Annotated in this window: 21 protein-coding genes; 13 read left to right on the top strand and 8 right to left on the bottom strand. The window is 64.3% G+C overall.

The features are described from left to right. The gene (locus AAFU51_02545; protein ID MEO1570128.1) at positions 1 to 1,509 is read left to right on the top strand and encodes a potassium transporter TrkG; all 1,509 of its coding nucleotides are present in this window, start codon (positions 1 to 3) and stop codon (positions 1,507 to 1,509) included. A gap of 80 nt (positions 1,510 to 1,589) precedes the next feature. Here the strand turns inward: AAFU51_02545 and AAFU51_02540 are convergent, their stop codons facing one another. Further along, a complete protein-coding gene (locus AAFU51_02540; protein MEO1570127.1) occupies positions 1,590 to 2,312 on the bottom strand; it encodes a DapH/DapD/GlmU-related protein in 723 nt (240 codons plus the stop codon). Between the two features lie 119 nt (positions 2,313 to 2,431). Here AAFU51_02540 and AAFU51_02535 point away from each other — a divergent pair, with 119 nt between their 5' ends. Then, a complete protein-coding gene (locus tag AAFU51_02535; GenBank protein MEO1570126.1) occupies positions 2,432 to 3,331 on the top strand; it encodes a T9SS type A sorting domain-containing protein in 900 nt (299 codons plus the stop codon). Between the two features lie 15 nt (positions 3,332 to 3,346). Here the strand turns inward: AAFU51_02535 and AAFU51_02530 are convergent, their stop codons facing one another. Beyond that, positions 3,347 to 3,748, bottom strand: a complete 402-nt coding sequence (locus AAFU51_02530; protein MEO1570125.1) for a T9SS type A sorting domain-containing protein — start codon at positions 3,746 to 3,748, stop codon at positions 3,347 to 3,349. Between the two features lie 274 nt (positions 3,749 to 4,022). On the opposite strand from AAFU51_02530, the gene AAFU51_02525 reads away from it, so the two are divergent. From AAFU51_02525 to AAFU51_02490, 8 genes are all read left to right on the top strand, one after another. Continuing rightward, positions 4,023 to 4,976, top strand: a complete 954-nt coding sequence (locus AAFU51_02525; protein MEO1570124.1) for an NAD-dependent epimerase/dehydratase family protein — start codon at positions 4,023 to 4,025, stop codon at positions 4,974 to 4,976. Between the two features lie 155 nt (positions 4,977 to 5,131). Next, positions 5,132 to 6,355, top strand: a complete 1,224-nt coding sequence (kbl, locus tag AAFU51_02520; protein ID MEO1570123.1) for a glycine C-acetyltransferase — start codon at positions 5,132 to 5,134, stop codon at positions 6,353 to 6,355. Positions 6,356 to 6,469: 114 nt separating this feature from the next. After that, on the top strand, positions 6,470 to 7,042 hold the full coding sequence (locus AAFU51_02515) for a hypothetical protein (protein MEO1570122.1): 573 nt from the start codon (positions 6,470 to 6,472) through the stop codon (positions 7,040 to 7,042). Positions 7,043 to 7,047: 5 nt separating this feature from the next. Then, positions 7,048 to 8,151, top strand: coding sequence for a M14 family zinc carboxypeptidase (locus AAFU51_02510; protein MEO1570121.1), 1,104 nt, complete (start codon positions 7,048 to 7,050; stop codon positions 8,149 to 8,151). Between the two features lie 195 nt (positions 8,152 to 8,346). Further along, positions 8,347 to 8,736, top strand: coding sequence for an RNA-binding protein (locus tag AAFU51_02505; protein ID MEO1570120.1), 390 nt, complete (start codon positions 8,347 to 8,349; stop codon positions 8,734 to 8,736). A gap of 327 nt (positions 8,737 to 9,063) precedes the next feature. Then, a complete protein-coding gene (locus AAFU51_02500) occupies positions 9,064 to 9,783 on the top strand; it encodes an HAD family hydrolase (protein ID MEO1570119.1) in 720 nt (239 codons plus the stop codon). 5 nt (positions 9,784 to 9,788) lie between these two features. Then, a complete protein-coding gene (locus AAFU51_02495) occupies positions 9,789 to 10,376 on the top strand; it encodes an arsinothricin resistance N-acetyltransferase ArsN1 family B (GenBank protein MEO1570118.1) in 588 nt (195 codons plus the stop codon). A gap of 101 nt (positions 10,377 to 10,477) precedes the next feature. Further along, entirely contained in the window at positions 10,478 to 11,656 is a 1,179-nt protein-coding gene (locus AAFU51_02490) for a DegT/DnrJ/EryC1/StrS family aminotransferase (GenBank protein MEO1570117.1), read from the top strand. Between the two features lie 2 nt (positions 11,657 to 11,658). Here the strand turns inward: AAFU51_02490 and AAFU51_02485 are convergent, their stop codons facing one another. Both AAFU51_02485 and AAFU51_02480 read right to left on the bottom strand, forming a co-directional pair. Then, on the bottom strand, positions 11,659 to 14,121 hold the full coding sequence (locus AAFU51_02485; GenBank protein ID MEO1570116.1) for an ABC transporter permease: 2,463 nt from the start codon (positions 14,119 to 14,121) through the stop codon (positions 11,659 to 11,661). A 102-nt stretch (positions 14,122 to 14,223) separates the two neighbouring features. Beyond that, positions 14,224 to 16,029: an AAA family ATPase gene (locus AAFU51_02480; protein ID MEO1570115.1), complete on the bottom strand. Its 1,806-nt coding sequence runs from the start codon at positions 16,027 to 16,029 to the stop codon at positions 14,224 to 14,226. 123 nt (positions 16,030 to 16,152) lie between these two features. Between AAFU51_02480 and AAFU51_02475 the strand changes: the two genes are divergently transcribed. After that, positions 16,153 to 17,520 carry a nucleotide sugar dehydrogenase gene (locus AAFU51_02475; protein ID MEO1570114.1) on the top strand — a complete coding sequence of 456 codons (1,368 nt, stop codon included), beginning with the start codon at positions 16,153 to 16,155 and terminating at the stop codon, positions 17,518 to 17,520. Between the two features lie 97 nt (positions 17,521 to 17,617). Here AAFU51_02475 and AAFU51_02470 read toward each other — a convergent pair whose 3' ends face one another. Together AAFU51_02470 and xseA are read right to left on the bottom strand one after the other, a co-directional pair. Further along, positions 17,618 to 20,161, bottom strand: coding sequence for a zinc-dependent metalloprotease (locus AAFU51_02470; GenBank protein MEO1570113.1), 2,544 nt, complete (start codon positions 20,159 to 20,161; stop codon positions 17,618 to 17,620). A 521-nt stretch (positions 20,162 to 20,682) separates the two neighbouring features. Further along, positions 20,683 to 21,957, bottom strand: coding sequence for an exodeoxyribonuclease VII large subunit (gene xseA / locus AAFU51_02465; protein MEO1570112.1), 1,275 nt, complete (start codon positions 21,955 to 21,957; stop codon positions 20,683 to 20,685). Positions 21,958 to 22,068: 111 nt separating this feature from the next. Between xseA and AAFU51_02460 the strand changes: the two genes are divergently transcribed. Continuing rightward, complete coding sequence (locus AAFU51_02460; GenBank protein ID MEO1570111.1) at positions 22,069 to 22,614, top strand: low molecular weight protein-tyrosine-phosphatase; 546 nt, start codon at positions 22,069 to 22,071, stop codon at positions 22,612 to 22,614. 106 nt (positions 22,615 to 22,720) lie between these two features. Continuing rightward, positions 22,721 to 23,035: a twin-arginine translocase TatA/TatE family subunit gene (gene tatA / locus AAFU51_02455; protein ID MEO1570110.1), complete on the top strand. Its 315-nt coding sequence runs from the start codon at positions 22,721 to 22,723 to the stop codon at positions 23,033 to 23,035. Positions 23,036 to 23,052: 17 nt separating this feature from the next. On the opposite strand, the gene AAFU51_02450 is transcribed toward tatA, so the two are convergent. Both AAFU51_02450 and AAFU51_02445 read right to left on the bottom strand, forming a co-directional pair. Further along, positions 23,053 to 23,727 carry a hypothetical protein gene (locus tag AAFU51_02450; GenBank protein ID MEO1570109.1) on the bottom strand — a complete coding sequence of 225 codons (675 nt, stop codon included), beginning with the start codon at positions 23,725 to 23,727 and terminating at the stop codon, positions 23,053 to 23,055. 3 nt (positions 23,728 to 23,730) lie between these two features. Continuing rightward, positions 23,731 to 25,116, bottom strand: a complete 1,386-nt coding sequence (locus tag AAFU51_02445; GenBank protein MEO1570108.1) for a class II fumarate hydratase — start codon at positions 25,114 to 25,116, stop codon at positions 23,731 to 23,733. Positions 25,117 to 25,145 lie beyond the last annotated feature (29 nt).

Here is a 25,145-nt window from a genome sequence, read left to right as displayed (position 1 = left end):
ATGCGCCTGAACGTCTCTGCCGTCGTCGGCGTGTTGGGCGCATTGCTGGGCGCGGTCGGCGTCGCGCTGCTGGCCCCGATGGCTGTAGCGCTCTTCTACGGAGAAGCCGAGTGGTGGGCATTCGGAGTGACAGCACTCGCTGCGGGCGGGGGAGGAGCAGCGCTCTGGTTCACCAACCGCCCCAAGCGAGAGATTCAGATCCGTGACGGGTTTGCCATCGTCGCGCTGGCTTGGATCGTCGTATCGCTGGTTGGTGCGCTGCCTTTCGTCCTTACGGGCACGCTTGGCTACACCGATGCGTTTTTCGAGACGATCTCGGGCTTCACCACGACCGGCGCCACCATTCTGGGCGGGGACGATACGCCTGCGATCGAGGCGCTGCCAAACGCGTTTCTATTCTGGCGCAGCTTAGCCCATTGGATCGGAGGCATGGGCATTATTGTCTTGACCCTGGCGGTGTTGCCGCTGCTCGGGATCGGAGGCATGCAGTTGTTCAAGGCCGAGGTACCCGGACCCACGGCAGACAAGCTCACGCCGCGTGTGCGTGACACCGCCACACGGCTCTGGGGCATCTACGCGGGATTCACCGTCCTCAACGCGCTACTCTTGCTCCCGGAGATGAGCTTGTTCGACGCCGTGAATCACGCGTTTTCGTCCATGGCGACGGGCGGATTCTCCACCGAGAACGGGTCGGTCGGGCAATATGGATCGGCGTACGTGGAGTGGGTGACCGTTTTTTTCATGTTCATCGGTGGCGTCAACTTCACGCTGCACTACTATGCCCTGAAGGGTAAGCCTGGCGTGTTTTGGCAGAGCGACGAGTTTCGGGTCTATCTAGCCATCTGCCTCATCGCAACCGGACTGGCGACCGTGGCGCTCTGGGCTCCTACGAGTGCGGTGCTTCCGGCCAACACAGGCGATCTCACGGAGCCAGGCATCACCTTCGCCGGACTGCTCGACGCGCTCCGTGTGGCGGCGTTTCAGGTGGTCGCGATCATCACCACGACGGGCTTTGGGACGAGCGACTATGAAGCGTGGCCAGCGCTCGGCGTAGGCGTGCTGTTCCTGCTCTTCTTCGTGGGCGGGATGGCCGGGTCCACGAGCGGAGGCTTCAAGGTGCTGCGCCACATTTTGCTTTTCAAGAACGCTCAGCGCGAGGTGCACCGGCTCCTGCACCCCCAGGCGATTTTTCCGATCCGCCTCGACCATCGTGTGGTGTCGCCGGAGATTATGCGCAACGTGCTCTCCTTCGTGGTGCTCTATCTGCTGCTTCTGCTCGTTGGCACCGTCGTGCTAGCAGGGATGGGCCTCGACCTCTTCAGCGCATTCGTTGCCACGGCATCGGCCGTTGGCAATGTGGGCCCAGCATTTGGCGCCGTAGGCCCCACCGAGACCTACGCGATCGTCCCGGCTGCGGGGAAATGGGTCCTGGGTCTACTCATGGTGGCCGGGCGTTTAGAGATTTTCACCCTAATCGTCCTGCTCATCCCCGACTTCTGGCAGCGGTAGGCGCGTGACGACGTTCTTGGCATGAGGTGGCATGAAGAGCAGCGTGCGTGTCGCACGTAGCTCATCACAGCTGGAGGTCATCACAATTTACGGACGACCTTGCAGGGGTTGCCTGCCGCGAGTACGCCCGTAGGTAGGTTCGACGTGACCACACTGCCCGCAGCCACGGTCGTACCGTCGCCGATGCGGACGCCTGGGTAGATAGTCACCCGGTCTCCAATCCAGCAGTCTTCACCAATCTCGACCGGCGCGGCCTTCGCCATACGTTCGGCTCGCTGCGCTGGGTTCATCGGGAGCATCTGCGTCTGAATGAGCACCTCGCACCCGAGCACGGTCTGGTCGCCGATCACGATGGGGGCAAAGTCCAATAGCCTGCAACCCGGTCCAATCTGTACACGCTCGCCCGTGGTGATGTGCCGCCCAAACGCAACGGCTAGGGGAGGCTCGACGCGAATGTCTTCCCCCGACACGTCAAACAGCGTATAGATCAACGCGAGGCGCTCCGGACCGTCAGCTGGGGCATTGGTCAGCGCGCGGCAGTGATCGGCGGCATGGCGATGGTAGAGGTCGATCTCGGGGTCGTCGAGCGGGTACGCTTGTCCCGCGACCATGAGGTCGTAGGCGGTTGCCCCTTCATCATCGCTATCTACGCTTTCCGGATAGCCTGAGACGACAAACTTGCTTGCGTCAGGTGGGGCAATGGGGGAGAAATCCATGTCGCCGCCTTCGTCGTCACGTACCGCGCGGGGCGGGGTTGGCTGGGCAGAGGGCGGAGGCGAGGCGTCGGAGGTGAAAAACGGCATCAGGCGCGGAGGTTGGTGCTGGATCAATGAACTTCCGCAAGTGATGTGCCGGGCTGGATTTTGAATGTGGCGGCTCGGCCAGTATCGTGTAGGACCCTGACCGTAACCCGTCGACGCGTATGCGCTATTTGTACTGTGTGATTGCTTTGCTGTGTACCGTGCCGGCCTCGTCGCAGGGAAATGGTGAAGCTCCCGACCCGTTCAGCTTCTATCCGCTTGCCGTGGGCAATGCCTGGGAATACAACGCGGCGAACGCCTTCCTAGCACCTATGCGTCGCGACATCGCCAGAGACACCGTCATTGGTGGACGGCGGTATTTCGTGATGGAACAACGCGTAGTCGAAGGCTACAGCTCGCCCGTGCCGCGCACCTACTTGCTGCGATATGATTTACGTCATGCACAAGTAATGGAGCGACTACCAGACGGCACAGAACGAGCCCTATTCGAGGCGCCTTGTACGCTCAGACGTGACGTTGGCGAAGGCCAGTGCCTGTACGAGAACGAGCTCATCCTGAACTACCAAGTCATCCTGACCGAAACGACGCCTATCGAGGGTGGGGGAATTTCACCCGCTCTCATGTACTTCGATTCCCTTGCTGGGAGCCTCTTGCTCGCGTCTGGATTCGGCCTCGTGCGTGAAGTAGGCGATGGGTCAAGTTTCGGCAACCAGTTGTACTATGCGCGGATCGATGGCATTGAGCACGGCGAAGCGCAGTTGGAATACCTGACAGAAGTTTCCGCTGTCGATGAAACGCCACCGGCTCACTTTAGCATTGCGTCGTTTCCCAATCCGACCCACGCCTCAACAACGCTGCGCATCGAAATGTCAGAGCAGCAAGATGTCCGTATCGCCGTGTTCGATGTGCTTGGGCGATCAGTCTGGCAAGACGAGCGCTATTTGAATGCCGGCACATCGGCCGTTGCAATTGACAGCGGCTCCTGGCCAGCTGGTGTCTACTTCGTCCAAGTACAGACGAGCAACGGGGGCACAGACACGGTGCAGATAACCAAGCGCTAGCGGGGGAAAACCTGACTAGCGGACCACGGTGAGGCGACGGACGGCGCGGAAGTCGTCGCCGGTGACGCGGACCACGTAGAGCCCCACTGGCATGGCCTCCACGTCAATCTCCACGGTGCGTGTGACATCGGCATCAAGCGTGCCTGAGTAGAGGTCCGCCACCTTGCGACCGAGAACATCGTACAGCACAACCTGAACGTCTTGCGAGCGCTCGACCGAGAACGTGAGCTCCGAGCGATCGGCCGTCGGGTTCGGGTAAAGCGTGTAGATGGTCACGCTACCGGGCGTCGCGTCGCCAGCCTCCGTAGATGCAGCGAGCACGAGAGGCAAATCGCCGTCGGCGCTGGCGAGCAGCATGGGCTGCGCGGTCAACGCAGGAGCGGCGAGAAGAGCGAGCAGCAGGGCAGCGAGACGCATCGGAGGAGGGCTGGGAAGATGATATGGTTAAGATAGGAAGTTCCAGCGACTTTCTGACGCAGTCCTACGGTTAAAACCGCGCGGAGGTTCGGGAGCCATCATCAGCTATGGAAGCGCTTCGGGCTGGGCGCAACACGGCCACCGGTTTCGCTAGATTAAGCGTTGCAAGACCGGAGCGGCAGCGCGCATCCCCGACGTGCCAAGCCACGCAAAGCACGTGCCCTGCAGCCATCGCGTCCTGTTCCGTGATCGTCTCGCATGCTCCTCCCCCCGCGTGCCTCGCATCCTCGTCACCGGGGCCGGCGGCCAAATCGGCTCCGATCTCGTACGCCTCCTCCGCGCCCAGCACGGTCGCGACGCCGTTCTCGCTACCGACCTGCGCCCCTTGTTACACACCGGCGGCCCGTCCGACGTCCTGGACGTACGCAATGCCGACCGCCTACGCCTCCTCTCCGATCGCCACGGCATCGATACGGTGTACCACCTCGCAAGCCTGCTCTCTGCAACGGGGGAGCAGCAGCCGCACCTTGCGTGGGACGTGAATATGAACGGGCTTCGGCACGTCCTCGAAGTCGCTCGGGAGAGGTCGCAGCGCGTCTTTTGGCCCTCGTCCATCGCTGCGTTCGGCCCGACCACGCCGCGCGATGACACGCCCCAGACGACCGTGCTGGAGCCAACAACCATGTACGGCCTTACGAAAGTGAGCGGCGAGTTGCTGTGCCAGTACTACGCCCTCAAGTTCAGCGTCGACGTGCGCAGCGTTCGCTATCCGGGGTTGATCTCGTCCGGCGCTCCGCCAGGTGGGGGGACCACCGATTACGCCGTGGACATGTTCAGGGCAGCCGTGCGCGGCGACCGTTACACCTGCTTCGTGAGTCCCGAAACGGTGCTGCCGATGATGTACATGCCCGACGCACTACGCGGTACCGTCGCGCTGATGGCGGCACCAGCGGACGCGATCACCGTGCGGACGAGCTACAACTTTACCGCGCTCAGCTTCTCAGCCTCCGAACTCGCCGACGCGATCCGAGACCGCGTCCCAGATTTCGAACTCACCTATCAGCCTGACTTCCGCCAGGGCATCGCGGACACCTGGCCCCGCTCCGTCGACGACTCCCAGGCTCGCCGTGACTGGGGGTGGTCGCCCGAATATGACCTCCCAGGCATGGTCGGAGACATGCTCGCCCGTCTCTCGCCACGCCTGCACGCTGCTAGAACTTCGAGGTAAGATGCTGGGAGTCTACGAACCACGTCTGCACGACTCTGCTTCTGGGCTAGGCGATGCTGGGCCAAGCAAAGCGGGGCTGTGCAACGCTGGGCCATGCAACGCTGGGCCATGCAACGCGACCTCACGTCATCGTATCACGCCAAACGCTCAACCTCATGCCTTCCACGACCGCCCCTGCGCTCTTCAAGCAGACCCTCACCGAGATCCGAGACGCCGGCTTGTACAAGTCTGAGCGCGTCATCACGTCCCAACAAGACGCGGGGATCGAAGTGCTTGGGCCTGGCCAGGGTGACGGGGCCGCTCCAGAGCGAGCGGTGCTGAACTTTTGCGCCAACAACTATCTCGGCCTCGCCAACGACCCCGACCTCATCGCGGCGGCTCAAGAGGGCGTGGCGAAGTACGGCTTCGGGATGGCTTCCGTGCGTTTCATCTGCGGCACGCAGGACGTGCACAAGGAGTTGGAGCACCGGCTGGCAGCCTACCACCGCAAAGAGGACTGCATCCTCTACGCCGCGTGCTTCGACGCCAACGCAGGCCTCTTCGAAGTGCTGCTCGACAAGGAGTGCGCGATCATCTCAGACGCCCTCAACCACGCTTCGATCATCGACGGGGTGCGGCTCTGCAAGGCTAGGCGCTACCGCTTCGCCCACGGCGACATGGCCGACCTCGAACGGGCGCTCCAGGATAGCCAGGACGCCAAGATTCGCATGGTCACCACCGACGGCGTCTTCTCCATGGACGGCGACGTCGCCAAACTCGACGAAATCTGCGCCCTTGCGAAGCAGTACGATGCCCTGGTGCATGTCGACGAGTGCCACTCGACGGGCTTCTTCGGGCCGACCGGGCGCGGTGCTGCCGAACACCACGGCGCACTCGACGACGTGGACATCATAACCTCGACGCTTGGCAAGGCGCTTGGTGGAGCGTCGGGCGGCTTCACCGTAGCCAGCGCCGAGATCGTAGACCTTTTGCGTCAGCGCTCGCGGCCCTACCTCTTCTCGAATACGCTCGCGCCCGTCATCGCCTACACCAGCCTTGCTGTCCTCGACCGGTTGGAGGAGACGGCCGAACTGCGCGAAACGCTCGCAGCCAACACCGCGCACTTCCGAGAGGGCATGACCGCGCGCGGCTTCGATATCCGGCCGGGCAGTCACCCCATCGTCCCGATCATGCTCTATGACGCCGTCCTGGCGCAGCGCATCGCGGACGCCCTCCTTGACGAGGGCATCTATGTGATCGGCTTCTCCTACCCTGTCGTGCCGAAAGGCGAGGCGCGGATCCGGGTGCAGATCTCTGCCGCACACACGAGGGCGCACCTGGATCAGGCGATGGATGCCTTCGAGCGCGTCGGGAAAGATTTGGGCGTACTGGACGCATGAGCCCCAAGCGCTTCGTAAGTCTCAGGTGAGCCGTCGATAGGTTGCACGTGGCGCGGATTCGCCACCTAACGGATATCAACCTCTACTTTTTCGACCACTGACCAACGCCGATTCATGGCCACTTCCCTCGACGACATCGCTAGCTTCCTCGATGCACGCGGAATGAAGTACACTCGCCACAGCGACACGTCAATCATGACGGGCTACAACGGGCTGGAGCGGTACCGCAACCCGGGCGGCGAGGATCTGCTGCGGCTCCTCATCCAGATTGCCGAGGAGGGACGGTATTTCTTCGTCGCGGCTCCCAAAGCGTACATCGTTCCGGTGGAAGACGCTGGGCCGTTCCTGCAAGCGTGCGCGATGATTCAGTGGCGCACCAAGCTGATCCAGTTTGAGTACGACGCTTCTGACGGCGAAGTGCGCCCCGTGATCGAGTTTCCGTTGGAGGATGCGCGGCTCACCGAAGGCCAGCTCATTCGCTGCGTCACGGGCTTGACCCGGTTGCTCGAAGACTATCATCCGGTGCTGGTCAGGGCGCGAGACGAAGGCATCGTCCGGTTCGAGCAGGACGAGGAGCGCACCGTTGAGATGTTGAGCCAATTGCTGAGCGGCTATCCCCCCGAGTTGCTCGCCGAAGCGCTGCGGCGAGCCAACGGGCGACAGGGAGGTCCGGACGCCGAAGCCTAGATCCTATGCGCCTTGCCGACCTCGATCTCAGCGACGTGTGCTTCCGCACCAGCGAGGACGTATTCGCCACGCTCGAACACGCCTGCACCTCGAACCCGGACCTTGCCACGTTCGAGGTGATCGGCACGAGCGAGAAGGGGCGCCCAATTGCCGGAGTGACCATGGGCCACGGGCCACGCACAGTCACGCTTGTGGCCGGGGCTCATGCCGACGAGCCCGTCGGGCCAGAGACGCTACGCACGTTTGTCATCGAATCGCTGGCGGCGCGTGATTGGGGAGCATCAGATGGCGGCTTCGCCGAGCTGTTCGAGCAGTTCACGTTCAAGATTGTCCCACACGTCAACCCCGATGCAGAGACGGCCAACCAACCTTGGGTCCAGGCGTGGCCCGACCTCCGAGCCTTTCTGCGGCATCGGCTTCGCGAACAACCTGGTCGCGATATCGAGTTTGGCTACCCAGTCATGCGCGCGGAGAACCGTGCCGTCAGTCGTTTCCTTTTCGGCTACGCGCCTATCGCCCTCCACGCGAGCCTGCACGGTATGGCCTTCTCGGAGGGGGCCCTCCTCCTGATCGAACGGCACTGGGCCGAGGCGTTCCCCGACCGTCTTGCAGTCCTTCAGCGTAGCCATCTGGAAGCGGCGAAGACCCTTGCCGGCCTAGAGCCGCATGACCAAGACCGTTCGGGAGACAAGGGTTTTCGTTATCTCGGTCCAGGCTTCTGGTCGACGCCAGAGGGCACGGCGATGCAGGCCTATTTCCTGCGTGAGGGCGAGGGTGAGACTGCATCAAAGTTCTTTCTGTCGTCTATGGAGCTCGCCCGGATCGCTGGGTATGATGCCGTGCGTAAGGCTGCGCCGCTCTGCCTAGTGACCGAGCTTCCATTGTGGCTCGTGCGTTGCGACCCGGGGAACCCGCCGGGTGTCCCGCTAAACTTCCAGGCCTTCCGAGAAGTGCTGCCCAGCCTGACGGCGGCCGCCCAGCGGGACGTGCTCACTGAAGAAGAACTCGACGGGGCACGTGCACGGTTTGGATTAAAGCCTGTCGACCTGCGCACGGCTGTACGCCTGCAACTCCATGCTCTTGCTCTCGGGCTTGCTGCCGTTTCTTGACCTGGGCATTCGCTGTGTCAGTGTCTTCTGGCATGCGAAAACGAAACGAAACGGAACTATTCGATCAAGGTTTGGAACAAGCATAGTCTCTGGCACAACCAGCCGCTCCCGCAGCGCGCTTCCAAGCGCACCGCATAGCCCCTCGGGGTAGTTCAGTTTCTCTTGGCGGCCAGGGTGCCCGTTTACTCTACTGGTATGAACCTCTACGTGGGCAACTTGCCCTTCTCCAGCACGGACGACTCGCTACGCGAGGCGTTCGAAGCACACGGCACCGTCACTTCTGCGGTCGTCATCAAGGACCGCGAAACGGGCCGCTCGCGCGGCTTCGGCTTCGTTGAAATGGAAACCAAAGAACAGGGTACTGCTGCCATCGAGGCGATGCATGGTACCGACATGGGTGGCCGCACGCTCACCGTCAATGAAGCTCGTCCCCGTCAGGGTGGCGGCGGCGGTGGCGGTGGTGGCAACCGAGGCGGCGGCGGTGGCTACGGCGGCGGCAATCGCGGCGGCGGCGGCTACGGCGGCGGCAACCGTGGCGGAGGTGGTGGCTACGGCGGTGGACGCCGTCGCGACTGGGACAACTAGTCCAACACCACGACGCTCTATCTTCGAGGCTCGACCTTCATGGTCGGGCCTCGTTTTTTTCCGCTATCCGGCCCGTCTACCTTCTTTGCTCCGGATGGCGACTTCGATCATCACTGAACAATGGTTGCATGTTGAACGTGGATGCGCTTGTCAGCAACGAGCGCTAGCCGAGCGTCCTAGCACGCGTTCGGACAGCTGCTTATCGCTGCGGTCTTCACTACCTACAGTAACGAAGGCCATCCGAAATCATTAAGGGACAAGGTAATCTCGGCATATCGTCAGATAGCGTCCTTCTCTGATCACCACCCCCGTCGTAATTCATCGCCCATGGTAGTCACACTCGATTTTTGGAACACGATGGTCGTAGCAAAGACGGGCGGCGAGGCGCGGCGGCGAGCACGCACCGACCACCTGCTCGCGCTCGTGCAGCGCTACCGCCGCGACGCCACTGAGGATCTGGTCGCGGACGCTCGGCGCTCGGCCCACGCCCGCTTCGATGCGGTGTGGAAAGCGGAGCATCGTACGCTGGGCGCGGACGATCTCTTGCGCTTCCTTTGGGATGAACTCGCGCTGCCCGTCTCCGATGCCGAGCACGCAGAGACGGTCCGTGTCTACGAGGAGGGCCTACTCATCGGCCCGCCCGACCTTACGCCGGGACTCGTTGACTTCGTGCAGGATATGGCCGGGCGCGTCCGTCTGGGCATCATCTCCGACACGATGTTTTCGCCTGGCCGCGTGATCCGGCGCCTTCTGGATCGCCACGGGCTGCTAGAAGCCTTCGGTATGTTCGCCTTTTCCGACGAGACCGGCTGCGCGAAGCCCGACCCGCGCGCCTTCGCCACGATCCTCGATGAGACTGAAGCTGCGCCTTCGCAGGCCTCGCACGTCGGCGATCTTCGGAGAACCGATGTAGCTGGGGCAATCAAAGCTGGGTGGACGGCGATCCAGTATACGGGGGTGCACGTGGACGACGCCGCCAACGGCCCGGCCCCGCATGCCGTCGCGCCGGACTGGGACGCCGTTGCCGCGGCGCTCGACGTTCCGTGACGGCGATGACCCTCCGGTTGGCGACCGTTGCCGATGCGCCAGGCGTGCAGGCAATCTATGCGCCCATCGTCCGCGACACGGCGATCTCGTTTCAGGAGGAGCCGCCCACCGTCGACGAGATTGCCGAGCGCATCCGCGCGACGCTCGCACAGTTTCCCTGGCTTGTTGTAGAGGACGACGAGGGCGTCGCGGGGTATGCCTATGCCTCGCGGCACCGGGGCCGCGCAGCCTACCGCTGGAGCGTGGAGGTTTCCATCTACGTCCACGCACGGTGCCGACGGCGCGGGCTCGGTCGCATTCTCTATCACACACTTCTACCGATGCTCGCCGCGCAGGGCTTCGTGGCGGCATGGGCCGGTGTGACGCTTCCCAACGACGCCAGCGAAGCCCTGCACCAAGCGGTCGGCTTCGCGAAGGTCGGCACCTACGAAAATGTCGGCTACAAACACGGCGTTTGGCGCGATACGCGCTGGTATCGCTACACCCTGCGCCCGCTGCCTGACCTACCCAGCGATCCAGTGCCACTGCCCACGTTTGTCGTGGCTGGCTCCTTTTCGCGTCTGCTCGAAGCGGGGCGGCTCCTTCTCCGCTGATCCACCGCGCTCCCGCGGTGCAAAGGCTACCTTCGGCCACAGAACCGATGCTTCGCCCCGCGATGCCAAACCACGACCCACTGATTCACCGAAGCACTTCCATGCCCCTCCAGATGGTCGACCTCCGCCGTCAGGTCGCGGAGATCCGCAACGAACTCGACGCCGCCATCGGCGCGGTGCTCGACAGCGGCGCGTTCGTGCGCGGGCCGTTCGTGCGCGAATTCCAGGAGAGACTCGGGGCTTACCTCGCCGATGACCGTGGGACGCCGCACACGCTCGGCGTGGCGAACGGGACCGACGCGCTTCAGATCGCCTACCAGGCCCTCGGCCTCGGCCCGGGCGACGAGGTGATCATGCCCGCGTTCACGTTTTGCGCTACCGCCGAGGCTGCCGCGCTCCTCGGCGCGATGCCCGTGTTCGCGGACATCGACCCGTCGACATTCAACCTCGACCCCGCGCAGGTCGAGGCCGCGATCACGCCCCGCACGAAGGCCATCGTGCCCGTGCACCTCTTCGGGCAGTGCGCCGACCTCGCCGCGTTCGAGCGCATCGCCGGGCAACACGGCCTTGCCCTCATTGAGGACACCGCGCAAGCCGTTGGGACGCAGCACATCGGGCCGGACGGCACGCGGCGCTGGGCCGGGACGGTCGGCGACATCGGCACAGTGTCGTTCTATCCGTCGAAGAACCTCGGGGCCTACGGTGACGGCGGCGCACTCCTTAGCCACAGTGACGCGCTCCACGAGCGGATGCGCCAGACTGCTAACCACGGTGCGGCGAGGAAGTATTACCACACGACCATCGGCGTCAACAGCCGCCTCGACGGCATCCAGGGCGCGATCCTGGGCGTCCACCTGCGCCACCTCCCAGCGTGGACACGCGCCCGCCAGCTCGCCGCCGCGTGCTACGACGCCGCCTTCGCCCCGAGCGCCTTCGTGACGCGCCCGGCGCGTGCGTCGTACAGCACGCACGTCTTCCACCAGTACGTCGTCCGCGTCCCCGCCGATGCCCGCGACCGTCTCCGCGACGCCCTCAAGGCGCAGGGCATCCCGTCGATGGTCTACTATCCGGTCTCGCTCCACGAGATGCCCGCCTTCGCCGACGCCCGGGTGACCGGAAGCCTTGCCGAGACGGAACGCGCCTGCCGCGAAGTCCTTGCGCTGCCGATGCACCCGTGGCTCTCAATGGCCGACGCGGAGCGCGTCGCCGACGCCGTGCTCAGCTTCTTCGGCGAGCGCACTCTGGAGGCCACAGCTGGTGCCGCAGAACTGATTGCCTAGGTTCACTCCGCCCTGAGCACGTCCGCCGGGTTGGCGGTCACGATGCGGCGGACTTGCGTGGCGAGCGTAGCAGCAGCCGCGACTGCCACAACGCCGAACGCGAGTGCGAACGGCACCGGGTTGAGCGGCATCCGGTACTCGAAGATCGAGTCGAGGAGGGCGTTGAGAAGCAGGTAGGCGAACGGTGCGGCGAGGACGAACGCGACGAGCAGCATCACGAGGAAGCTGCGGTTGACGTGCGTGGTCACGCTCGCGACGGTGGCGCCGAGCACTTTGCGGATGCCGATCTCGCGCATGCGCCGCGCCACGTTCTGCGCCGCGATGCCGAAGAGCCCCATCGAGGCGAGCAGGAGCGCCATCGCGGCGGTGAAGACGAAGATGCGGTTGATGCCTGCGTTCTCGGCGTGGGCTTCGTCGAAGACGGCGTCCTGGAAGTAGCCCTCAAACTCGACATCGGGGTAGAGCCGTTTCCAGGTGGCTTCCAGGTCGGCGAACGTGGCCGTGGCGCGGCCTTCGCGGACGCGCAGCGCGACGGCGCGGTAGTCAGCCTCGTCCACGACGGTCACGAACATCGGGTTGATCGGGTCGAAGAAATCGTCGTAGTGAAAGTCTTCCACCACACCTGCGACGGTATAGGAGCCCGTGATGACGCTGTCGCGCCGCACGTCGAACGTCTTCCCGAGCGGGCTGTCCCACCCGCGCTGCGCCACGAACGTCGCGTTGACGATCGCCGCTGCCGTTCCCCCGTTGTTCTGGGCATCCGGGTCAGAAGCATCCAGGTCGGTCATGTCCGTCACAGCTGCGTCTTGCTCGGCGTCAAAGAGCCGACCGTCGCGCAGGCGCAGGTCGAGCGTGGCGGGGTAGTCGGGGCCGACTTCTAAGCGCGCGGCCTCCATCTGCGTGCCCTCGATGTCGAGGACGGCGAAGCCCTGCGACCGACCAACCGAGTGTCGTGTCCCGGCGTACAGTACCACGTCTGGGTGCTGGACCACCTCCGCCTCGATAGCGGAAAACTGACTCGCGTTGTCGAGCGGTACCACGAGCGTCTGCTCCTCGTCGTAGCCCCAGTCGAGTTGCTCCTGGTACTTCGCATTCTGCACGAACACGACGCCCGCGATCATCGTGAAGAATGCTAGCGTGAACTGCATCGTGAGGAGCCCATTCTGTACCCATCGGTGGCGCGATACGGATTGCGTTCCCCTCAATATCGAGGCTGGACGGAGGCTGGAGATATAGAACGCTGGGTAGGCCCCCGCGATCAACGCCGTCACCAAAAGCAACGTCCCGAGGAAGACCCAAAGCGCGATGCTGCCGAAATAGTCGGCCTCGATCCCGAGGTTCGAGATGTCGTTGAAGCCGGGTGTGGTGACGAAGTGCGCCATGAACACGCCCAGGCCGAGCGCGAGCAGGCACAGCAACACGTTCTCCGCCAGGAACTGCGCGATGAGCTGCCAGCGCTGCCCGCCGAGCGTCTTGCGGACGCCGATCTCTTTGAGGCGCTGCGCCGCCGTGGCGAGCGTCACGTTGACGTAGTTGAAGCACGCCAGTAGTAGCAGCGCGGTGCCGATGAAGCTCATCACGATCACAGCTTCCCGAGGCGGGCCACCACCAAGGTCGCCTCGAATCTCCTGCGTCCGGGATGCCATGGCCTCCAGCGGGGTAAGCGGCAGCGAAGCGACGGGCCAGTCGTGGCTCGCGGCATTCTGGAGCGTGATGTACGGCCCCATGGCGGCGGCGACGTCCGAGAGGTCGTCCTCGTCGCGCAGGAGGAGGAACGTCGCATCGGTGTACGAAGCCCAGTCGTCCATCCCGTCGCCGTGGGTGTCGCCGAGGAGGCGCAGCGTCTCGTACGGAAAGAGTGCCCGGAAGCCGAAGCTCGTCTCCTCGTCGAGCGGGTCAACGACAGCGCGCACGGTGAAGGCCATCGGCTCCTGCCCGTCGAATTCGACGGTGAAGCTCTGGCCCAGCGGCTCGATGTCCTCGCCGAAGTACTTCTCGACCATCCGCGGCGAGAGGGCGATCGCACCCGGATCGTGTAGGAACTCGGCCTCGCCGTCGAGCACGGGGTAGTCGAACACCTCGAAAAAGCTTGCTTCGGCGAACATCACCCACTCGCGGTGCTCTCTCTCGACGCCGGACTCAGTGGTGTAGCGGAACGTGGCACCCCGCTGCTCGATGCGTAGGGCACGCTCGACCTGCGGGAGGTTGGCCTCCAACGCCGGCCCAAGCGGCATCGGGGAGTCGCCCCAGACTTGCTCCTCGCCGTCGCGTTCCACCGTGTTGTGGACGAGCACCGTCCGGTGGCTGTTCTCGTGGACATGGTTCACCGTCATCCACTGATGGATGAACAGAAACACCGTGATCGCGGTCCCGATGGCGATGGACAACCCAACAAGGTTGATCGCGGAGGCGACTTTGTTTTTGAGGAGCGTGCGGTAGGCGAGGCGGAAGTAGCTATGAAGCATCAGCAGGGGTGGGGCACCGGCTCGCGGCCCACGACGAAAGGGCCAAGCATAATTGCGCCCTACGGGACGTGCTGCCTGGAAGTTGCCCCTGTGCTCAGTCGCTTACTCTCCGATCAGCCGCTTCAATTCCTTCACCCGCCGGACGACTTGCTCGCGGTCCATCTCGCGATACTGTTCCGGCAGCATGTCACGCGAGGTGCACTCAAGCACGGCGGCGAGCGACTGGAGCTCCACTTCGAGCGGGTACGTCGGCGGGATGAAGTCCTCCACGACCTCGGCGAGGATGTCGGGCGGCACCTTCATGTTGCCGCTGCGGGTCTTCTTCGTCTTGCCGCCCTTGCCGTTTGTGGTGTGGGCTACCGTGCGAAACTTGGAACGCGTGAGCAGTGCCTCCATGTCGGCACCGGAGTAGGTCCGCACGCCGTCAAGGAGCGCTTCGGGGGCCTGCTCGATGTCGATGGCCGTGTCGGTCTTCTTCATCATCACGCGCAGCAGTTCCTCGCGTGACTCGCGGGTGGACGGGTAGAACAGCGCGAGGTGCTCCTCGGCGCGGCCCTGGCGCTTGAGGTCGACCGGCATCAGGTCCGGGCGGGCGGTGAGGAGGAACCATATGATCTTGCCACGATAGCGCGTGTCGCTCATCGCCTGCGCGATCTGGCTGAAGACGCGGTTCGAGACGCCCGAGTCGCCCGAGGAGGAGCGGTCGCCGAGCGCGGCGTCAGCCTCGTCGATCATTACGGCGACGGGGTTCATCGCGCGGAGCAGGCCGAGGATCTTCTCCAGGTTGCCCTCCGTGACGCCCTGCCACTGGCTGCGGAAGTTCTTCAGCTTCACCATCGGGATGCCGATCTCGCCCGCGAAGCACGTCGTCATGAACGTCTTCCCGGTGCCGACGGGGCCGTTGATGAGGTAGCCCATCGGCAATACGTCGTGGCGGCCTTGTTTGAGCGCCGAGGCGGCGTCTCGCAGGTGCGATTTCGCCTCGTCGTGGCCCGCCACGAAATCGAGCGTGTAGTTCGTCTCGACGAACTCCAGCAGCCCGTACGCCTCGGCCTCAATCAGGTCCTTCTTCTGCTCCGAGAGCCGCTCGAACGTGAGCTTGCGGTTGTTTTCAAGCGTGTCGGCGAGGATGGTGCGGAGCTGCACGTAGCCGAGGCCCGCCGTGTTTTGCGCGAGGACAGCCGGGGTGACATCGGAGAGCTTCTTGAACGTCCGCGCTTTCTCTTTGCGACCGTCGCCGAGGTACCACTCCACGTATGCCTCGCGTTGCGCCTTCTCGGGCAACTCGATGGCGATCTCGGCGGTGTAGGGGCTCTGGATCAGTTGCCGGTTGAGATCCGTGAGGTTTTCCGTGAGCAGGACAAGCGTGAAATCGTGGCGCAGGAACTGCGGGTCGTGGCTCCAGCGGCGCAGCGTCACGAGCGACGCGCGGTCCTCGGCGGAGTAGGTGCTCGCCTCCGCCATCGGCACGATGGTCTCGGCGAAGTCGACCACGACGGCCATCCGCTTGCCCTCGGCGAGGCGGATGCGGAAGTAGTTGTCGAGCAGCGCGAAGACGCGGACGGGGTCCTTCGGCAGCTTCCGGGCGTACTCTGTGCCGAATATGGTGTCGTAGCCCGAGAGCGCACGGTTGAAGTCGCCCTGGCTCTCGCGGTCGTGGAAGTGGATGCCTGCCGAGCGGTCGTAGAACACGATCAGGTCGCGCCCCGCGAAGAGGTCGTCCGCGAGGAAGTCGCGCAGCGGGATGAAATCGGGCTCACCGGCGGCGTCCTCGGTTGCGACGAGGTCACGGATGTTGCCGTAAAGGATGAACTGGTTGAGCGTCTTCGTGAAGTAGCGCCGGGCGAGTTCTTGTGCCCAGGTGGGGTAGTGCGCGATGTAGGCGTCGAGGGGGGAGGCGTCGGCCATCGGAAGGGCAGGCTGCGAAGGGAGGACGAAGGCGGAACGGGAAGATAGCGGCGCGCGTGGCGGTTGGCGTTTACGGGAGTGGAGATCCGTATCCTCACGCTCGTCCACCATCGCTCCGAGTCCATGCCCACCGCGCTTGCTTTCAAGACCCTCGTCACCAAACGCCAGGCCCGTGTGGCGGTTGTGGGGCTCGGCTACGTTGGCCTACCACTCGCCATCGAAGTGGCAGAGGAGGGCTTCGAGACGATCGGCTTCGACGTGAGCGAGGCGACCGTCGCCCATGTCAACGCTGGCACTAGCCATGTGAAAGACGTGGCGTCGTCCAAGTTGGCCCCCCTCGTGGAGTCCGGATGCCTGCACGCCACATCGGATCCTAGCGCACTCGCAGACTGTGACGCGATCCTCGTCTGCGTGCCGACGCCACTCAACAAAGTCAAAGACCCGGACCTGTCATTCGTTGTCGCGGCGAGCAAGGCGATCCGCGACGTGCTGCGGCCGGGGCACCTCGTCGTCTTGGAGAGCACCACATTCCCAGGGACGACCCGCGAGGTGGTGCTTCCGCTCCTTGCCGAGAGCGGGCTGGAAGTGGGGACCGACTTCTTCCTCTGCTACTCGCCCGAACGCGTCGATCCGGGCAACACAACGTGGCAGACGAAGAACACGCCGAAGGTGCTCGGCGGAGTCACGGACACCTGCACGCAGGTCGGCGGTGCGCTCTATGAAGCGGTGTTCGACACCGTCGTGCCCGTGTCGAGTGTGGAGGCGGCAGAGCTGACCAAGGTCTACGAGAACACCTTCCGCATGATCAACATCGCCCTGGCCAATGAGCTGGCACAGGCGTGCGAGAAGCTCGACGTGGACGTGTGGGAAGTGGTCGAAGCGGCAGCGACGAAGCCCTTCGGGTTCATGAAGTTCACGCCCGGCCCCGGCCTCGGCGGCCACTGCATCCCGCTCGACCCGCACTACCTCTCGTGGAAGATGCGGACGCTGGCCTACCGCACCCGCATGATCGACCTCGCGAGCCGCATCAACGCCGAGATGCCGGGCTTCGTCGTGCGCCAACTCGCCGACGCGCTCAATGACGATGGGAAGCCGGTGCGCGGCAGCCGTGTGCTGGTGCTGGGCATTGCCTACAAGCCCAACGTGGACGACGTGCGCGAGAGCCCGGCCATCGAAATCATGCGGCTCCTCCAGGAAAAGGGGGCGGCCGTGACGTTCCACGACCCGCACGCGCTCGAACTCCGCGACGACGGCCACACGCCGCTCGACGGCTTGCCGCTGCGTTCTGTCGCGCTGACGCCTGCGACGCTCGAAGCACAGGACGCCGTTGTCCTCGTCACTGACCACGATGCCATCGACTACGACCTCGTGGCGGCATACGCGCCGTTCGTGCTCGACACACGCGGGCGGATGCGTGGCCTCGATGGCGCCGCGCGCATCGTCGGGTTGTCCGGACAGGAAGAGCAGCGGTTCAACAAGGTGGACGCCTAGACACAAAGAGGCGCGAGCACGTGGGGTGCAGCGCTCGCACCTCTTGGCAGCTCTACGACGTTTTGGCAGCTCTACGACGTTGTTCGCTCTGCCGTGGTCAGCCTTCGGGGTTGAGGATCGCGTCGATGCGGGCGCGGGCGTCTTCAAGGTGAAGCCGGTCCATGCGCTCGTTGGAACTGCGATAGCGGCCGAGCGCCGCAGCGATCGTGTCGTCGAGCGTCTCGAGTTCGCCGCGCACGAGCGGGCGGAGGTCCGACTGGCTCACGTCGATGGGCGTGTAGCCGATGTAGAACCGGAAGAACGCGTTTGGCGGGGCCGTAGGCTCTTCGGTCATCAGCGATTCGAGTTGTTCCAGGTAGGCTCGCTGCAGTGCTCGCCGCATCGGGTCGATGGCGTCGCCGTCTTCGAGTTCGCTCCAGAGGCTCCCGCGCACGGTGTCGAACAGCTCGGTAGCCGTGAAGACCTCCATCTCCAACTCGCTGTCAGCCATCGCGTCGACGGCTTCGGCCTCGAACAGACGGGCGATGCGCCAGGGCGACATGAGACGGCTTAGAACGCTGGCCTGCAGGCCGCGAATCTGGTCTTGCACGCCTGCGGCTTCGATGCGGCGAAGGATCTCCGTGTCGAGGAGCCAGTCGGGTCGATGCATGCCATTGTCCAGGACGAAGGCGAGGGCCTCGCGCTGGCGATTGGCAGGAACGGGTTCATAGACCGGGCCATCCTGATCGGTCGTTTTGTACTCGGTGTATACCCCGCCGACGTAGCTGCCCGCGTGGTTCAGGTAACGCCGCCACTGGGAGGCAATCTGATTGTAGAGTTCGTCGAGCGTGGCGTAGTCCTCCATCGGCTCTTCGGTCCAGGTGCGGAGGTTTTCGGTGATCCGCTTGAGGTTGGCGAGGCCGAGTTGGCCGGCGTAGACCGCATCGTCGCCGAGGTCTTCGTTCTGGGCGCGCGGGTCTGTTGCGACGACCGCTTGGCGGACATAGCGCAACGTCGGATCGGTCTCGGTGCGGCGCACGATCTCATGCAGCAGCGGGCGCTCGTCGTCGGCGTTGTCGATGCCCGGGAAGTAGCGGTAGCCCCACTCGATGGCATGGATGTCGTACGAGCCGATGTCGGGCGTGAAGCGCTGGACGCCGTCGCCCGGCTGTGCGACGTAGTTGAAGCGCGCATAGTCCATGATGGACGGCGCGGTGCCGTGCTTCGCCGTGTAGGTCGGTGAGCGAAGGCTGTCCACCGGCACCGTGCTCGACGAGAAGAAGTTGTGCTGGAGCCCGATCGTGTGCCCGACTTCGTGCGCCGAAACGAAGCGGATCAACTCGCCCATGACGGCCTCGTCGAACTCGACGCCCCGTGCCTCCGGGTTGGCCGCGGCGGTCTGGACGAAGTACCAGTTGCGCAGCAGGTTCTGGATGTTGTGGTACCACCCGATGTCCGACTCCAGGATTTCGCCGGAACGCGGGTCGTGGACGTTCGGGCCGTAGGCGTTCTGGATCTCCGACGAGAAGTAGCGAATCACGCTGTAGCGCACGTCCTCCGGGTTGAACTCGGGGTCCTCTTCGGGCGTCGGCGGGTCTTTTGCCACGATCGCGTTCTTAAAGCCAGCCGCCTCGAACGCCACGTTCCAGTCTTCGACGCCCTGCTTGAGATAGGGGCGCCAGCGCTCTGGCGTGGCCGGGTCGATGTAGTAGACGATCTGTTTTTTGGGCTCAACGAGTTCGCCGCGGGCATAGGCGGCCTCGTCGGACGGTTCGAGGCGCCACCGTACCGCGTAGGTGCGGCGCTCGGCGCGCTGCTCCTCACGTCCGAAATCTGTCTGCGTGCGCGTGAAGTAGCCCACACGTTCGTCTGCGAGACGCGGCGTCATGGGGACTGCGGGAAGCAGAATCATCGAGTGGGCCATCTCGACCGAGATCGTGCCGGTTGACGATTGGCTCGGAGGCTGGTTGGCTTCGTAGGTCAGCACCGCGCGCACCTCGATGTTCTCTGGGTAGCTCGCCACGCGCTCCAGGAACGAGCGCTTGCTGTCAAGGCGGCGGACCTTGTACTGCTCGCGGGAGCCTCGTGGCAAGCCCAGCGACGGTACATCCGAGGTGTAGAGCGAGGTCGCGTCGATGACGACGCCCGCCGAGTCGGGCGTGATCGCCTCGATGCCAAAGCTCGCGACCACTGGCTCGAAGTTGGAGCTGCGCACCGCCGAGTAGATGGGCAAGCTGTCGGCCGCGACGTTCGAGTAGGAGACCGTTCGCAGTAGGATGTTGCGGCCTTTGCGCTCCCACCGCACGCTCTGCGTGTTCAGCTTCGTTCCGCCATACGCGATGTTGTCGGCCGTCTTCGAGACGCGCGTCACGAGGAGCATCTCGCGCCCCATCACGCTGTCGGGAATCGCGTAGAGCAGCTTTGAGCCGTCTTCCACGAGATAGCTCACGAACAGGCCAGCATCCGCGGCGGCGCTGTCGGTGACGACCTCGGCAAACGGCTTATATGGCGAGTCGTCTGCTCTGGATGGAGCGCTGGGCGCGGTGGGAGGCGCGACGTCTGGAAGCTTGCTGCTGGAACAGCCACCGGCAAGTAGGAGCAGCGTGAGCAGAAAGGCCGGGGTAAGCCGAACCAGGGTACTGGGGGTGAAACGCAGTCGCATCGGTGGACGGTATGGATGAGTCAAGACCGGCCAAAGTATACCGCACCCCGGAAAACGAAGCCTGCCGACTTCCGGACGGGGTGGAAGTCGGCAGGATGTGCCAAATGGGCCGGGTTGCGCTATGCGCAGGATACCGATCGGGGCTGGCTGCGGATGCGATCTCCAGGTGGCGCCGCGCGCTCGGGGCGGCGAGAGGGGGCCGGTTGCCCACCGTCGCCGACGAGGTGAGGCATCATGGCTGCGGCAATTCGGGCGATGGCCTCAGGACGATCGTAGAAGCCGGAAGCAAGCCGGTCGCGGACGTGTTTAGGGGTGCGCATAACAAGGGGGTGGGTGGAGTGAGAGAGAGCGAGGGCTTTCGCAAGCGCAGTATCGTAATGAGACGGGTACGAAACGTGCCTCGGTCCTTCATATCGGCGCTGTGCCAACTTCTTTAAGCACGCCCCACTTTTTTTATTCACCACCTGTGCAGCGTAGCGCTGGCGCACCGTTCCCGCCGAAAAACCGCCGAGCGCTGAAGATCACGACGGGTCTCGAATGGCTGCCGCGCGCTCGCCGTCGATGAACCGAAGCGTCACGAGGTCGCCTTCGGAGAGCGCGTCCGCTGATCGTACAGTCGAATCGCCGTGCGAGACGAGGGCATAGCCGCGGCGGAGTGGTGCTTCCGGGTCCAGAGCCTGCAGTCTGGCACTGAAGGCATCGAGGCGGAGTCGAGGAGCGCGCGTGAGACGCTGCCCAGCCAGGTGCAACCGTTCTACGAGCGTGTCCGTGCGCTGACGAGCCGTGTCCAGTCGATCGAGCGGACAGTTGAAGCTGCGCGAGCGTACCAGCGCCTCAATGCGGTGCCGATGGTTGGCAAGGACGCGCTCGGTGTGGAGTCGTAGTGATTCGTGGAAGCCAAAGACGAGCCCGGCAACGTCTCTACCGTCTGGCACGGCGAGCTCGGCGGCGTGTGTCGGCGTTGCCGCACGCACGTCGGCCACGAGGTCGGCTATGGAGACGTCGGTCTCGTGGCCCACAGCCGATATCACGGGGATGCTCGACCGCGCGATGGCGCGGGCTACGTCCTCCTCGTTGAACGCCCAGAGGTCCTCGACGGAACCACCGCCTCGCCCGACAATGAGCACGTCGGCGCGAAGCTCTGTGGGCGTTGCGGGGTCGTCGGCGGCAAGGTTGAAGGCGTCGATGGCCTCGGCGATCTCGGTCGCGGCGCCGCTGCCCTGCACGTTGACAGGGCAGAGGAGTACCTGAACGCTCGGAAATCGTGCTGCGAGTACCGCGAGCATATCTTGCAACGCTGCGCTCGATCCGGACGTGACGAGACCGATGCGCTCAGGAAAGCGGGGCAGGGCCTTCTTCAGCGATGCGTCGAGCAACCCTTCGCTGGCCAGTTCAGCTTTGAGCGCCTCGAACGCTCGACGCCACGCCCCAGCACCAGCAGGCTGCATCGTCTCGACGATGAGTTGGTACTGCCCGCGGGGCTCGTAGAGCGAGATCCGCCCGACGGCTCGTACCCGCATGCCATCACCGGGGCGGAAGGGGAGGCCACGTGCGGCTGTCCGCCAGAGCACGGCCCTAACTTGCGCATCGGCCTGGTCGGCGTCGCGCAGCGAGAAGTAGCAGTGGCCCGAACCGTGCGCCTTCCAGTTGGCGATCTCGCCCTCCACGCGGACATGCCCGAAGCGCGTCTCGATGGCGTCTTTGATCTGCGCCGTGAGCGCACCGACGCTGACCGTCTGGGGCGGGACCGCATTAGGCGGAGGCGGTGCGTCGAAGAGGGAATAAGTACGAGCCACGAGTCGAGGAGCGAGCGGATCAGAGAGGCGGAACAGTCGTTGGGAGAAATTACGCGCCGCGTCAGGCGCTCATGCCCGACGCCGACCACCCCTCGTCGCTCCACGTACTGCATGTCTACGATCACCATCAAGCCTCTCGTCCCCGTCGAAGACGCGCTCCGCGGCGACCGGCCCATCCGCGTCCTCTTCGTTTGCCTGGGCAACATCTGTCGTAGCCCCCTTGCCGAAGGCGTTTTTCGTCACCACGTGGATCGGGCCGGGTTGACCGACCGCTTCGAGATCGACTCGGCAGGGACAGGACGGTGGCACGTTGGCGAGCCACCCGACCCCCGCATGCGCGGCACGGCGCGCGACCGCGGCCTCTCCATCGACGACCAGCGTGCGCGGCAGGCGCAGGGAACCGATCTGCGCTACTACGACCACATCTTCACGATGGACCGCAGCAACCTCCACGACGTGCTCTTCCTCGACCCGCAGGGCGCTAACAGCTACCGCGTCCGCCTCTTTCGCGAGTTCGACCCCGACCCCGAGGACTACCAGGTGCCCGACCCCTACAGTGGCCAACAGGAAGGCTTCGACCTCGTCTTCAACATTGTTGACCGCACCAGTGCCGTGATTCTGAGCAAACTCACGGACGCGTACCAGCTCCGGGCATGAGCGCGCCTGGTACGAAAATGGTGCAGATCACGGGGGCATGGAACGAACGCCCCCGGAAGCCCCGTACCTTCGCCGCAGTGACCTCGCACAACCCACACGACTCGCCATGTTTGCACTAACGCTTCCCTATGCGATCGGAGGGCTCGGCCCCTGGGAAATCGCGCTAATCCTGCTCGTAGTGCTTCTGGTCTTTGGTGCAAAGCGTATCCCAGAAATTGCCCGCGGCCTGGGCAAGGGTATCCGGGAATTCAAAGATGCCACCAACGAGATCTCCAAAGAGCTACAGTCGGAGCCGCCTCGGCAGCAGCAAATCCAGCCGCCTCCGCAGCAGACCTACCAGCAGCCAACCTACGCGCCACCTCAGCAGCAGCAGGCTCAATCGCAAGCGCCTGCCCCTCCTTCCGCAAAGCCGGAGGCCTGATCGGGCAACGCGTATGTCTATAGCGCGTCGTCCCCATGGAGAGGGCGACGCGCTTTGCTGTTTTGGGTGCGCGACCGTCGAGCGGCTAGGGCCGCAACACCAAGCGTCGCCCCAAGAGCTAGGGCAGCTGGGTACACCAGGGACGGCGCAGACGAGCTTCCAGAGCGCCGAGCTACTTGCTTCGTCATGGTGTCGCCGAAGCCTGCCCAGAAGGCGCGTTGTGCGAGAGACCATGCCGGATTAAACCAACGGGCAACGAACGCATCGAGTTGGAGCCTCACCTGAGTCGAGCCGGGTGCGGCGTCGTCAGCCCAGAATTGCAGCCGGGTAGGTCGGACGAGGCGCAGGGAGAGGGCATACGAGCCGTAGAAATAGCGCAGGTCGCGATACGCCGTGCGTCCGGGAACAGGCGGTGTGATCTCGCCGAGGATGCCCGCGAACAAGATGCCCGGGCCGTGGTGCACGTTGAGCACCCCTGGCGAGAAGCCCATCGGTCCGCCCTCGAACTGAGGAACGAACTCAACACGGTAGGGTGGTACTTGGCCGTCGGTGAACGTGGCCGGATCGTTCAGCCATGCCCAGACGGCACCTCGGTCATGAGGTACCGTCCAGGTGTGTCGATGGGTCTGAGCGCGGAAGCCTAGTGGGGCCGCGTGCGGGGCAACCTCATCGGTGTGCAGTGTCCCAGGCATGGCCTAGTTCTGACCGGGGATGCCCGGCTCCGTCATCGAGCGCACGTCCAGGACAGCGTCGAGTTGATCCTCGGGGACGAGGTCCATATCCAGGAGTACGTCGCGGACGGAACGGCCTTCGGCGGCGGCCTTCTTTGCCACCTTCGAGGCTTTGTCGTAGCCGATCGTAGCGTTGAGCGCCGTCGCGATCGACGGGTTCTTCTCGAGCAGTTCCTGCGCGCGGGCACGGTTGGCACGGATGCCGTCGAGGCAGTTGGTGCGGAACGCGTCGAGGCCGTTGGTGAGAATCTCGATGCTCTCCAGCATGGCATGCGCCATCACGGGCATCATCACGTTGAGCTCGAAGTTGCCGTGCTGCCCGCCGACCGTGATCGTCGTCGCGTTACCCATCACGCGCGCGGCGACCATCATGAGCGCCTCGCTCATCACAGGGTTCACCTTCCCCGGCATGATCGACGACCCCGGCTGAATCGCTGGCAGTTGGATTTCTGAGAGGCCGCTCGTAGGCCCGGAGGAGAGGTGGCGGATGTCATTGACGATCTTGACGACGGCAACGGCGAGCGTGTTCAGCGCCCCCGCAGCAAACACGTAGGCATCCTTGGCAGCCTGTGCCTCGAAGTGGTTCTCGGCTTCGCGGAACTGCAGACCTGTGGCTTCGGAGATGAAGCCGATGGCGTGCGCCGGAAAGTCGGCGGGACGGTTGATGCCGGTGCCGGTCGCCGTGCCGCCGAGCGCGAGTTCGGCGAGGTCGTCCGAGGCAAGCCGGAGGCGGCGGATGGCGTGCGCGATCTGGCTGGCGTAGCCGCCGAACTCCTGACCGAGGCGTACAGGCGTCGCGTCCATCAGGTGGGTGCGGCCCGACTTGATCACATCGTCAAACTCCGAGGCCTTTGCTTCAAGGCTAGCGTGGAAGCGCTCCAGTGCGGGGATCAATTCCTGCTCGATGGCGACGCGCGCCGCCACGTGCATCGCAGTGGGGATGACGTCGTTGGACGACTGCCCGTAGTTGACGTGGTCGTTGGGGTGCACGTTCTCGCCGAGTGCCCGCGTGGCAACCGTCGCGATCACCTCGTTGGTGTTCATGTTCGTCGACGTGCCCGAACCGGTCTGGAAGATGTCGAGCACGAACTGGTCGTCGAGGGCACCCGTGCGAACTTGTTCGGCGGCGTCCACGATGGCATCTGCTCGCCCGTCGTCCACGAGGCCGAGCTGCTTGTTGGCCTTCGCGGCTGCACCCTTGACGAGGCCCAGCGCCTCGATGAAGCGGCGGCCGAAGCGCAGCGACGAGATCGGGAAGTTGTCCTTGGCGCGCTGTGTCTGGGCGGCGTAGAGCGCGTCGGCGGGGACGTGAACCTCGCCAAGGGAGTCGGTTTCGATGCGGGTTTCCATAGGCTCGGAATCGAGAAGGGGAGGAGAAC

The sequence above is a fragment of the Bacteroidota bacterium genome (assembly GCA_039821555.1).
GTDB lineage: Bacteria > Bacteroidota > Rhodothermia > Rhodothermales > Rubricoccaceae > JBCBEX01.
Note: the sequence above shows the minus strand (reverse complement) of the source record. Positions and strands in the feature narration are given on the sequence as shown.

Excerpts from the sequence above, each read along its gene's own strand:
- AAFU51_02545 (MEO1570128.1), top strand. The coding sequence starts at position 1 with ATGCGCCTGAACGTCTCTGCCGTCGTCGGCGTGTTGGGCGCATTGCTG.
- AAFU51_02540 (MEO1570127.1), bottom strand. The coding sequence starts at position 2,312 with ATGCCGTTTTTCACCTCCGACGCCTCGCCTCCGCCCTCTGCCCAGCCA.
- AAFU51_02535 (MEO1570126.1), top strand. The coding sequence starts at position 2,432 with ATGCGCTATTTGTACTGTGTGATTGCTTTGCTGTGTACCGTGCCGGCC.
- AAFU51_02530 (MEO1570125.1), bottom strand. The coding sequence starts at position 3,748 with ATGCGTCTCGCTGCCCTGCTGCTCGCTCTTCTCGCCGCTCCTGCGTTG.
- kbl (MEO1570123.1), top strand. The coding sequence starts at position 5,132 with ATGCCTTCCACGACCGCCCCTGCGCTCTTCAAGCAGACCCTCACCGAG.
- AAFU51_02515 (MEO1570122.1), top strand. The coding sequence starts at position 6,470 with ATGGCCACTTCCCTCGACGACATCGCTAGCTTCCTCGATGCACGCGGA.
- AAFU51_02510 (MEO1570121.1), top strand. The coding sequence starts at position 7,048 with ATGCGCCTTGCCGACCTCGATCTCAGCGACGTGTGCTTCCGCACCAGC.
- AAFU51_02505 (MEO1570120.1), top strand. The coding sequence starts at position 8,347 with ATGAACCTCTACGTGGGCAACTTGCCCTTCTCCAGCACGGACGACTCG.
- AAFU51_02500 (MEO1570119.1), top strand. The coding sequence starts at position 9,064 with ATGGTAGTCACACTCGATTTTTGGAACACGATGGTCGTAGCAAAGACG.
- AAFU51_02495 (MEO1570118.1), top strand. The coding sequence starts at position 9,789 with ATGACCCTCCGGTTGGCGACCGTTGCCGATGCGCCAGGCGTGCAGGCA.
- AAFU51_02490 (MEO1570117.1), top strand. The coding sequence starts at position 10,478 with ATGCCCCTCCAGATGGTCGACCTCCGCCGTCAGGTCGCGGAGATCCGC.
- AAFU51_02485 (MEO1570116.1), bottom strand. The coding sequence starts at position 14,121 with ATGCTTCATAGCTACTTCCGCCTCGCCTACCGCACGCTCCTCAAAAAC.
- AAFU51_02480 (MEO1570115.1), bottom strand. The coding sequence starts at position 16,029 with ATGGCCGACGCCTCCCCCCTCGACGCCTACATCGCGCACTACCCCACC.
- AAFU51_02475 (MEO1570114.1), top strand. The coding sequence starts at position 16,153 with ATGCCCACCGCGCTTGCTTTCAAGACCCTCGTCACCAAACGCCAGGCC.
- AAFU51_02470 (MEO1570113.1), bottom strand. The coding sequence starts at position 20,161 with ATGCGACTGCGTTTCACCCCCAGTACCCTGGTTCGGCTTACCCCGGCC.
- AAFU51_02460 (MEO1570111.1), top strand. The coding sequence starts at position 22,069 with ATGTCTACGATCACCATCAAGCCTCTCGTCCCCGTCGAAGACGCGCTC.
- tatA (MEO1570110.1), top strand. The coding sequence starts at position 22,721 with ATGTTTGCACTAACGCTTCCCTATGCGATCGGAGGGCTCGGCCCCTGG.
- AAFU51_02450 (MEO1570109.1), bottom strand. The coding sequence starts at position 23,727 with ATGCCTGGGACACTGCACACCGATGAGGTTGCCCCGCACGCGGCCCCA.
- AAFU51_02445 (MEO1570108.1), bottom strand. The coding sequence starts at position 25,116 with ATGGAAACCCGCATCGAAACCGACTCCCTTGGCGAGGTTCACGTCCCC.